1 protein-coding gene is annotated in these 2585 nt (G+C 50.6%); it reads left to right on the forward strand.

Annotation, left to right across the window (positions count from 1 at the left end; genetic code table 11):
- The first annotated feature begins 201 nt into the window (after positions 1 to 201).
- Positions 202 to 2427 carry a polyphosphate kinase 1 gene (ppk1, locus tag IGR76_06890; GenBank protein MBF2078239.1) on the forward strand — a complete coding sequence of 742 codons (2226 nt, stop codon included), beginning with the start codon at positions 202 to 204 and terminating at the stop codon, positions 2425 to 2427.
- The last annotated feature ends 158 nt before the right edge of the window (positions 2428 to 2585 follow it).

Here is a 2585-nt window from a genome sequence, read left to right on the forward strand (position 1 = left end):
AAGTCCCCAAACCCAAACGCCAAAAAGATAAACCTCACGTCTCCACTGCTCGATTACTGCGTGAAGCGAAATCTAAAGAAGATAAAACAGTACCTTGAAAGGGCTGCGTAGTATCCCTAAACGGTAGACAAAACCGAATGGGAAAATAACGAGTGAAAAAGCGCACCGTTCCCCCCTCCAACGTTCATTCCTCCTGACCCCATGACCAAAGCCACTGAAGCCACCTCCAAACGAATCTCCGATAGTCAGACCTCTTCCGAAAGTCAACCCACACCCAACATCCAAGCGAAGCCCGCTCCACAAAAAGACTTCTACGATCCGCAATACTATTTCAGCCGAGAGCTAAGCTGGCTGGAGTTCAATCGGCGCGTATTGCACGAATCCCTTGACCCGCGCACACCTTTTCTAGAACGCCTCAAATTCTCGGCCATTTTCAGTTCGAATCTGGATGAGTTTTTTATGGTGCGGGTTGCTTTTCTAAAAGATCAGGTCAACGCCAAGGTTGATCGACTGAGCGTGGATGGACGCACTCCAAAGCAACAACTGAAGGAGATTCGCGATCGCCTGCGTCCCTTAGTAGCTCAACAGCATCAGCATTTCGAAACGGTTCTGCGTCCTGAAATGACTGCCCACGGGATTCATTTGCTGAACTATAGCGATCTCAATGAAAAGCAGAAGAAATATTTACGCGACCTGTTTGAACAACGGTTATTCCCGGTGCTAACGCCCTTAGCCGTTGACCCTAGCCATCCGTTTCCGCTGATGGCAAACCTGAGTCTGAACCTAGCAGTGTCCGTTAAACATCCCGAAACCGGACGCATCGAATTTGCACGGGTCAAAGTGCCTGATATTTTGCCTCGGTTTGTGCCGTTGCCAGAAGAGTTACATCCCACGAAACCTGCCCAGTGCACGTGGGCAGGTGTGCCGATTGAACAGGTGATGGCTCCTCATTTGGAGGCGTTGTTCCCAGGCATGGTCATTCAGGAATGTTATTCCTTTCGGATTACCCGCGATGCCGATATTGCGATCGCCGAACACGAATCGGATGACCTACTGCTGACGATCCAGCAAGAACTTCACAAACGGCACTTTGGGGGATCGGTGGTGCGCCTAGAAATTCAGCCCTCTACGTCGCAACGGGTGCGGGGCATGCTCATGAAAGGGATGGACATCACCAACGATGACGTCTACGAAATTGATGGACTACTGGGACTCACCGATCTCATGACATTTATGGGGTTATCTCTACCAGAGCTAAAAGATCCACCGTGGACTCCGGTCATTCCGCCCCGGCTTCGCCAGATCCACGAACCGGGCATTTCCACCAACCTGGAAGAATCAGAGGATATTTTCAGCATTATTCGGCAAAAAGATCTCCTCGTTCACCATCCCTACGAATCCTTTGATGCATCAGTCGAGCGCTTTGTGACCCAGGCTGCCGACGATCCGGACGTGCTGGCGATTAAAATGACGCTCTACCGCACATCGGGAGATTCGCCGATTATTGCCGGACTGATCGCCGCTGCTGAGAACCGCAAACAGGTGGCCGCCCTGGTCGAACTGAAAGCCCGCTTTGATGAAGAAAACAACATCGTCTGGGCACGAAAGCTAGAAGATGCTGGGGTTCACGTCATCTACGGGGTGATTGGTCTCAAAACCCACACCAAAATTGTGCTCGTGGTACGGCGGGAAGGAGACGACATTCGCCGCTATGTCCACATTGGCACAGGCAACTACAATCCCAAGACGGCAAAGTTCTACACGGACTTTGGGTTGTTGAGCTGTCGTGAGGACTTGGGAGCCGATCTGACCGATTTATTTAACTACCTCACAGGCTATTCCCTGCAGCGAGACTACCGCAAACTGCTGATTTCTCCGGTCACGATGCGCGATCGCATGTTGGCCATGATTGATCGGGAAATTGAGCACATCAAAGCGGGTAAATCGGGGCGAATTATTGCAAAGATGAACGCCCTTGTTGATGCCAAAGTCATTGCAAAACTGTACCAAGCCTCTCAGGCTGGCGTCGAGATTGATCTGATCGTGCGGGGTATTTGCTGTTTGCGTCCAGGGGTAGAGGGGGTGAGTGAAACGATTCGGGTAGTTAGCATTATTGGTCGCTATCTGGAACACTCGCGCGTCTTCTATTTCCAAAATGACGGACAGGAGGAATTCTACATTGGCAGTGCCGATTGGATGACGCGCAATCTCGATCGCCGCGTTGAGGCCGTTACTCCCGTTGAAGATCCAGATCTTCAAGCCGAACTTAAGACCGTTCTAGAGATCATGCTGTCCGATAATCGGCAGGCTTGGGATCTCATGGTCGATGGTTCCTACGTGCAACGGCATCCTGGCGAAAATGAAGCCGAACGCAGTAGCCAAAATTTGCTCATGGAACGCACGCTAAAGATTGCTGCTTCTATTTGATGCCTGTTTACGGTTTGCTTATTCTTACCAATGGCGAATGAATCCTCGATAAGCTTCTATCTAAAGGCATTGACGAAGGGGACATCAATCTAGGATAGTTCACGGCTTTGTTGCATGATTAGAAAAACGGTCAGGTTCGCCTTGAGAGTGTCCTGGTA

It is taken from the genome of Synechococcales cyanobacterium T60_A2020_003 (assembly GCA_015272205.1).
Taxonomy (GTDB): Bacteria; Cyanobacteriota; Cyanobacteriia; order RECH01; family RECH01; genus JACYMB01.